10 protein-coding genes are annotated in these 7,402 nt (G+C 52.6%); 9 read left to right on the top strand and 1 reads right to left on the bottom strand.

Annotation, left to right across the window (positions count from 1 at the left end; genetic code table 11):
* Nucleotides 1–227: 227 nt before the first annotated feature.
* Nucleotides 228–749 (bottom strand): hypothetical protein, encoded by a 522-nt coding sequence (locus FKP33_RS22720; protein ID WP_127610152.1) that lies wholly within the window; start codon nucleotides 747–749, stop codon nucleotides 228–230.
* A gap of 183 nt (nucleotides 750–932) precedes the next feature.
* Here FKP33_RS22720 and FKP33_RS22715 point away from each other — a divergent pair, with 183 nt between their 5' ends.
* From FKP33_RS22715 to FKP33_RS22675, 9 genes are all read left to right on the top strand, one after another.
* Entirely contained in the window at nucleotides 933–1,130 is a 198-nt protein-coding gene (locus FKP33_RS22715; protein ID WP_141336434.1) for a sigma factor G inhibitor Gin, read from the top strand.
* 119 nt (nucleotides 1,131–1,249) lie between these two features.
* Nucleotides 1,250–2,764 carry an aminotransferase class I/II-fold pyridoxal phosphate-dependent enzyme gene (locus FKP33_RS22710; RefSeq protein WP_141336433.1) on the top strand — a complete coding sequence of 505 codons (1,515 nt, stop codon included), beginning with the start codon at nucleotides 1,250–1,252 and terminating at the stop codon, nucleotides 2,762–2,764.
* A gap of 50 nt (nucleotides 2,765–2,814) precedes the next feature.
* A complete protein-coding gene (gene tmk / locus FKP33_RS22705) occupies nucleotides 2,815–3,453 on the top strand; it encodes a dTMP kinase (protein WP_141336432.1) in 639 nt (212 codons plus the stop codon).
* Between the two features lie 85 nt (nucleotides 3,454–3,538).
* The gene (locus tag FKP33_RS22700; protein ID WP_054797911.1) at nucleotides 3,539–3,868 is read left to right on the top strand and encodes a cyclic-di-AMP receptor; all 330 of its coding nucleotides are present in this window, start codon (nucleotides 3,539–3,541) and stop codon (nucleotides 3,866–3,868) included.
* Between the two features lie 18 nt (nucleotides 3,869–3,886).
* Complete coding sequence (locus tag FKP33_RS22695; protein ID WP_054797912.1) at nucleotides 3,887–4,333, top strand: YaaR family protein; 447 nt, start codon at nucleotides 3,887–3,889, stop codon at nucleotides 4,331–4,333.
* Between the two features lie 52 nt (nucleotides 4,334–4,385).
* Nucleotides 4,386–5,363, top strand: coding sequence for a DNA polymerase III subunit delta' (gene holB, locus FKP33_RS22690; protein WP_054797913.1), 978 nt, complete (start codon nucleotides 4,386–4,388; stop codon nucleotides 5,361–5,363).
* A 2-nt stretch (nucleotides 5,364–5,365) separates the two neighbouring features.
* Nucleotides 5,366–6,172 (top strand): PSP1 domain-containing protein, encoded by an 807-nt coding sequence (locus FKP33_RS22685; RefSeq protein ID WP_127610144.1) that lies wholly within the window; start codon nucleotides 5,366–5,368, stop codon nucleotides 6,170–6,172.
* Between the two features lie 31 nt (nucleotides 6,173–6,203).
* Nucleotides 6,204–6,557 carry a DNA replication initiation control protein YabA gene (gene yabA / locus FKP33_RS22680; protein WP_054797925.1) on the top strand — a complete coding sequence of 118 codons (354 nt, stop codon included), beginning with the start codon at nucleotides 6,204–6,206 and terminating at the stop codon, nucleotides 6,555–6,557.
* Nucleotides 6,558–6,621: 64 nt separating this feature from the next.
* Complete coding sequence (locus FKP33_RS22675; protein ID WP_141336431.1) at nucleotides 6,622–7,398, top strand: tRNA1(Val) (adenine(37)-N6)-methyltransferase; 777 nt, start codon at nucleotides 6,622–6,624, stop codon at nucleotides 7,396–7,398.
* Nucleotides 7,399–7,402 lie beyond the last annotated feature (4 nt).

The raw sequence follows: 7,402 nt of genomic DNA, 5'->3' as shown, positions 1-7,402 counted from the left end.
TACAAGTTTCCGAAGGAAACTGCTTCGGAAGCATATGGTATCCCCACAAAGTGACGTGAAGCTGACGAAGCTGATTCCGATTACTTTGCGTGGGCCCCAATAAAAGCATTCAGCATGCTGAGTTTCGTATCCAGTTTTCAGGGAATAACAGAACCCTAGCCAGTCCTCATGGATGAGCTAGGGTTCTTTGTTTTACGCTATATACTGGAATAGAAAAACACGTCCTATTATTGGGTATAACAGGACGTGTCGTGAGGATTGATTTTCAATAATCCGCTAGACTTGTATTTGCGAAATATAAAGATGATCATAAGGCGCGGCAGAAGCAGCCATACGTGATAAAACATCGCAAACAGCAGCACATCGGTCGACAGCCACGGATAGAAACAAGCTAAAATTAACAAGACGATCCAAAACAATTGATTATGAAGCCGGAGGACTTTAGCCAGCGCGATGTAATTGCCGGGGGTATACCCGAACCAAGGCATTCGGAACGACCAGCGCCATGCCTTTGGAGCCTGTCCTTCCTTCGTGCGGTGAAGGGTGTGTAGAAATACGGCATGCACCAGCGGAATTCCGAAGAGGACAACGGCGAAAGACAGCAGTTCAATGTGTAGCAGCGCGTAGATCCAAGCCAGAACGGTCAGCAGCCAGTAAGCATAATGATGGACGGCCTTGTGGTGAACTCTACGTAACAAACGATAGTTGTAAATCGTCGAATCTTTGGATAGGGTCCGGTCGTTGTTCATCGTATCACGTTCATCCTCGCCGATTAACTAATATTTCAGTATTACTATTATCGGTCATGGAGCAACAAATTTGAAGATAGGGTGCACCGGATGAGCTCTTTTGACATAAAAATAGTTCATAACCGTTTATTCTTGAGAGAATAGGACATACTGATAGAAAAGAAGAATAGAGGTGAACACTGCATGAATGAATCGTTGCAGAACGAATATACAGCCTCTTGCATTATTTGCGGACAAGAAAAGGCAAACGGCATCATGATTATTACTGAATTCATTTGCGAAGAGTGCGAGACGGAGATGGTTCGAACGGATGTCAGCGACGTGAAGTATCCCTTCTTTATTCATCAGATGAAACAAATTTTATATAAAAAGAATGCGTAATCGGTAGGTTTGCCCGTGTCCAAAGCTCCTTTGTCTCAAGAAGGGATGGAAGCGGGCTTTTTAGTTTGGTACAATACTGCTATCCATGTGATTCTGGTTAGAAATGAGGCGTGTCGCACGTGTCGGAACGGAAACGTCCGTTATTTGAAGCCATGCGGACTTACGATCATTTACATACAAGCCGCTTTCATGTACCCGGACATAAGGGCAAGGCGGAAGCTTACGAGGAGGCCGCGTCGTATTACGGGCCGATATTGGCTCTCGATGTGACGGAGCTCCCGGGAACGGATGACCTGCATCATCCCGAGGCGGCGATTCTAGAGGCGCAGCGTCTGGCAGCGTCCTGCTTCGGGGCGGACGAGACGTTCTTTCTCGTAGGCGGCAGCACGGTCGGCAATCAAGCGGCGATCTTAGCGGCCTGCCGTCCCGGAGAGCTGTTGCTTGTACAGCGGGATGCCCACAAGTCCGTGATTCACGGACTGATGCTGGCGGGGATCAAGGCTGTATTTATAACGCCGCGGCAAGATCCGGCCAGCGGGCTGTTTACCGGCTTGCAAAGGCAAGACGTTGAAGAAGCGCTCCGTCGGTATCCCGAAGCCCAAGGCTTATTGGTAACCTGCCCTACTTATTACGGAGTAAGCGCCGATTTGAAGCCGCTGGCCGACCTGCTGCATGCGCAGGACAAGCTGCTGCTCGTCGATGAGGCGCACGGCGCTCACTTCGGCTTTCACCCGGAGCTGCCGCTCTCGGCGTTGTCGGCAGGCGCGGATGTGGTCGTGCAATCGACGCATAAGATGCTGACGGCGATGACGATGGGTTCGATGCTGCATGTGCAGGGAGATCGGATCAACCGGAAGGCTCTGCGTCAAGCTCTTGCCATGCTGCAAAGCTCGAGTCCTTCCTATCCGATCATGGGCAGCCTGGATTTGAGCCGTGACTGGCTGCAGGAGCAAGGGTTTCAAGCTATAGATGAAGGGTTAAAGGCTATTAACAGTCTGAAGCTCGAACTGCAAAAGAATCCAAGATGGCGAACGGTCGAACCGAACGGGACGAGCAGGAGGTGTGACCCTTTTAAAATGGTGCTTGAGGATTCCTATGGAATCTTGAGCGGTTTCGAGCTAAAGGAGCAGTTGGAGCGCCGCGGCTGTTACGCGGAAATGGCTGACCCGGAACGTGTCGTTCTCGCTTTCGGTCTGACCGGGCAGCACCAAGAAGCGCAGCGGTTGCTGGGAGCGCTGAAGGACATCGAGGCCGGATTAGCGGCAAGCAAAGGAAACGGGCGAGCCCAGCCCGACATAGGGAGGCATCAATCCGAGTCGTACGATTGCCCCGAGGCTTCAAATTCGCCGCACGAGCGGCAAGACCTGATCGGACAGCCGGTCTCTTTTACGATAGAGTCCCTGCACAGGGAGGAGCCGGACGTAAGCCACGTACCGTTGGAGCGCTGTGAGGGCAGGATAGCCGCCGAAATGATCGTACCGTATCCGCCGGGAATTCCGCTCTTATATCCGGGTGAGTATATTGGAAAGCGAGTGTCGGCGGAACTGAGGCGTCTTGCCGCAGCAGGGGCTCGCTTTCAAGGATATGATGTGTCGGGACGAAAGACGGTGCCGGTTTATGTATCATCGAAGTAACGTATACAGCGGGCTCCAACATCTTACTTAGCAGGACAGGGGACATAAAGTTGAAAACAGGTTATTTCATCACGGTGGAAGGCGGAGAGGGCGCAGGCAAAACATCGGCCATCGAAGCTATAGTGAGTACCGTCGAGGAACTCGGATATGAAACGATTTCGACACGTGAGCCCGGGGGGATTCCCATTGCCGAGCAAATCCGCGCGGTCGTGCTGGATACGAAGAACACCGCCATGGACAAGCGTACGGAAGCACTGCTTTACGCCGCGGCGCGTCGTCAGCATTTAACGGAAAAAGTGATTCCCGCGCTGCAATCGGGCAAGGTTGTCGTGTGCGACCGTTTTATCGACAGCAGCCTGGCCTATCAAGGGCATGCGCGCGGGCTCGGCGTAGATGAAGTGCTCGCCGTGAATCGCTTTGCGATCGGGGATTGGATGCCCGATCTGACTCTATTCCTGGATGTTAGCCCGGAGGTAGGCCTCGGCCGGATTCGCGCCGATTGGAGCCGGGAAGTGAACCGTCTCGACCTCGAGGAGATGCGGTTTCACGAGCTTGTAAGAGAGGGGTATCGCGAAGTGCTGCGGCGTTACCCGGAGCGCGTCCGCCGTATCGATGCGGAACAAACGCCCGATAAAGTTGCGGAGCAGATCCGACAAATCGTGAACCAAACGCTGCGGAATCGAGTATGATGAGATAAGAAGGAATTTAACAAAGGTTTGTCTAATTATATATAGAGAACGCGGATAAGAATCCTTGTTAAAGGAGGCTGGATGTATGAAATTGGTGATTGCCGTCGTCCAGGATAAAGATAGCAACCGTTTATCGAACGCGCTGATTAAAGCAGGGTTTCGTGCGACGAAGCTGGCTAGTACGGGGGGCTTCCTTCGGGCCGGAAACACGACGTTTTTGATTGGGACCGAAGACGATCGTGTGAACGAAGCGCTGCAAGTCATTAAAGCTAACTGCAAAATTAGGGAGCAGATGGTAACCCCGGTTTCCCCGATGGGAGGAACAACCGATTCATACATCCCGTTCCCCGTCGAGGTTCAAGTGGGAGGAGCCGCCGTTTTCGTGCTGCCGGTCGAACGTTTTGAACACTTCTAGAAGAGAGGTACGCCCATCGTGAAAATTAACCCGGGATGGCGTCCCGTCGGCAGTGAATGGATTCGCAACGAGAATACGTCGTCCCAGCAGCTTCAGCAAAAGTCGTTTCATGACATGATGCAGCATCAATCCGAGCGGGCCACCCGGGAACAGCTTCAGCGCATGCTGGCTCAAATCGATCAGCAAGGCCAGCGTTTGGCCAAGTCGATGACGGTGCGCGAGCTTCGGCAGTACAAGCTGATGGTGAAGCATTTTCTGGAGGAGACGGTGCGGCGCGGCGTTCAGCTTCGCGAGACGCGGGGATGGGACAGGCGCGGCCGATCCAAGCGGTATAAGCTGCTTGAAGAAGTCGATCAGGAGCTGCTGGGGCTAGCCGACGATATGCTGTCGACCGAAGAAGGTCGCATTGATTTGCTGCAGAAGATTGGAGAAATTCGCGGCATGCTCATTAATTTATTTTTCTAATTAACGACGGCTGCGGATTTCGCTTGATATAGGGAAAGGAACAAAGAGCGTCATGTCGTTTCAAGCGATTGTAGGACAAGAACGGGTTAAGCGCATGCTGCAAAACAGCATTCGAACCGATAAAGTGTCGCATGCCTATATATTTACCGGGCCGAGCGGCTCCGGACGCCGTGAAATGGCGAAAGCGTTCGCGATGGCGTTGTACTGCAAGGTGCTGCCTGACGATGCCTGCGGCGAATGCCTCGACTGCCGTAAAGTGGCCCATGGCAACCATCCGGACCTCCACTGGCTGAAGCCGGACGGCGCCTCGATCAAAATCGAACAAATTCGCGAGCTGCAGAAGCAGTTTGCGTACCGGTCCACCGTATCGGGCTTGAAGATGTACGTGCTGGAAGATGCGGACAAAATGACGACGCAAGCGGCCAACAGCCTGCTGAAATTTCTGGAAGAGCCATCGTCGCAGGTGGTTGCGGTACTCATTACGGATAACGGGCAAGCGCTGCTGCCGACGATACGCTCGCGCTCGCAATGGGTTCCTTTCGTGCCGATGATGCGTCAGCAAATGCAGGATTTGCTGCTGAAGGAAGGCCATTCCCCGGTGCTCGTCCAGATCGCCGTCCGATTGGCGGCGGGACCGCAAGCCGCGCGCGCAATGATTCAAGGAAATGGGTTTGCAGAAATTCGAAACCTAGTGATACAATTGACTAGAGAAAGCTTGACTCGGCTGCCTGTTGCGCTTCTGACCGCACAACAGAAGCTGTCGAAAGGCGAGCTCGGCGATCGGCTTTCGCTTTGGTTGGACATGCTGATTCTGTGGCTCAAAGACATGGTCCAGCTGGGTACGGGCCGCCGTGAAGGGATCGTCTTCTCCGACCAAACGGAATGGATGGCCAAAGAGGCGTTAAGCCGGCCGCCCCAACACTGGATCGCGTGCCTGGATCAAGCGATTGAGACTCAGAAACGATTGCGGTTTCATGCCAATCCCCAGCTTGCGCTGGAACATATAATAATGCAGCTTAAGGGGGTGTAGGATTGTTCTCTGTTGTGGGAGTCCGCTTTAAGAAAGCGGGTAAAATTTATTACTTCGACCCGAGCGATTTGCCGGTCGACCAAGATAGCGCAGTTATCGTGGAGACGGCGCGCGGCGTGGAATACGGGAAAGTCGTCATCGGTCGCAGAACCGTGGGCGAATCGGATGTCGTGTTGCCGCTCAAGAAGGTTATACGCATCGCCGACCATCAGGACGCGAAGCTTGTGGAGGACAATAAACTAGCGGCGAAGAACGCGTTTGCCGTTTGCCAGGACAAGATCAAGGATCACCAGCTCCGGATGAAGTTGGTTGACGTTGAATATACATTTGATCGCAACAAAATCATCTTTTATTTTACGGCGGAAGGCCGTGTCGATTTCAGGGAATTGGTTAAAGATTTGGCCAGCGTGTTTCGTACGCGGATCGAACTTCGCCAAATTGGCGTTCGCGATGAAGCGAAGATGCTCGGCGGCATCGGCCCTTGCGGCAGAATTTTATGCTGTTCGTCGTTTCTTGGCGATTTCGAGCCGGTATCGATCAAGATGGCGAAGGATCAGAACTTGTCGCTCAATCCGACCAAAATATCCGGTCTATGCGGTCGCTTGATGTGCTGCTTGAAGTACGAGCACGATAACTATGAAAGCGCCAAAGACGATCTGCCCCGTGTAGGCAGCGAAGTGATTACATCGTTCGGCAACGGCCGCCTGATTTCGATGAATGTAGCGGAACGGATGGCGAAGGTACAAGTGTTTGAGCTTAAGAAAGTGATGGATCTCCCATTAGATGATGTGGTGGAGTATCACGGATAAGGGAACGGCTCTCTCTGAGGTGATGGCAATCGTGGTGAAAAGGGACATTTTCATTCAAATCGATCAAATGGAAGAGCAAGTGGGCACGTTGTATGCGGAGCTCGGTCAAATCAAACAACAAATTATCGAGCTATTGGAAGAAAACAAACGACTCGGTATAGAAAACAGTCAGCTGCGCAAGCTGTTAAAGAAAGATGCCGCACCGGCTCTTGCGGATCCGGCTTCCTCGGAGGAGGAAGCGGCGAGGATAAAAGAGGTTACCGGTGAAGGTCTCGATAATTTAACTCGGATTTACCATGAAGGCTTTCATATTTGCAATGTAAACTACGGTCATTTACGGACCGAGGGCGATTGTTTGTTCTGCATGTCGTTTCTAAATAAATAAGAACACTAGCCGTAGGGAGGATTGACTTCTCTACGGTTTTTTTGGAAGAAAGAGGAGTTGTCACTTGGAACAATCCGTACCTGTATATGAGCGTGAGCGCATCGATGATTTGCTGACGCAAGATTTGAAAATTATCCAAAGCGAGGATGTTTTCAGCTTTTCCCTGGATGCGGTGCTGCTCGCAAGGTTTTGCTCGGTACCGACTCGCGGGCGTATGATCGATCTTTGCACCGGGAACGGTGTTATTCCGTTGCTGTTGACGACTCGAACGCGGGCGCACATTACGGCCGTTGAAATTCAGCCGCGGCTGGCAGAGATGGCGCAGCGGAACGTCAAGCTGAATCGGCTGGACGCACAAATCGATATCAGGCAGGGCGACCTGCGCGGCGCCGTTCAGGAGATTGGACACGGACTGTTCGATGCCGTGACGGTCAATCCGCCCTATTTGCCTGTTCCTAATGGCGAACAAAACATCAATGAGCATGTAGCCGCCGCACGCCATGAGCTGTTCTGCACGTTGGAAGACGTCATTCGTGTCAGCAGCCGGCTGGTCCGAACCGGGGGCAAGGTAGCGATGGTGCATCGGCCGAGCCGGCTGGTCGAAATTTGTACGTTAATGCGGGAGTACCGTCTGGAACCGAAACGGATTCGTTTCGTGCATCCGCGGGCGGACCATGAAGCCAACATGGTGCTGATTGAGGGAATGCGCGACGGGAAGCCGGAAATTCGCACGCTGCCCCCGCTGATCGTTTACAAAAATCAGAACGAATACAGCGACGAACTGATGGACGTATACTTTGGTCGTCGGCTGACGCTGGATCATAATCCGGACACTTATTAATAGA

Source organism: Paenibacillus sp. tmac-D7 (genome assembly GCF_006519665.1).
Lineage (GTDB): Bacteria > Bacillota > Bacilli > Paenibacillales > NBRC-103111 > Paenibacillus_G > Paenibacillus_G validus.
This window is presented reverse-complemented; position numbering and strand designations above follow the sequence as displayed.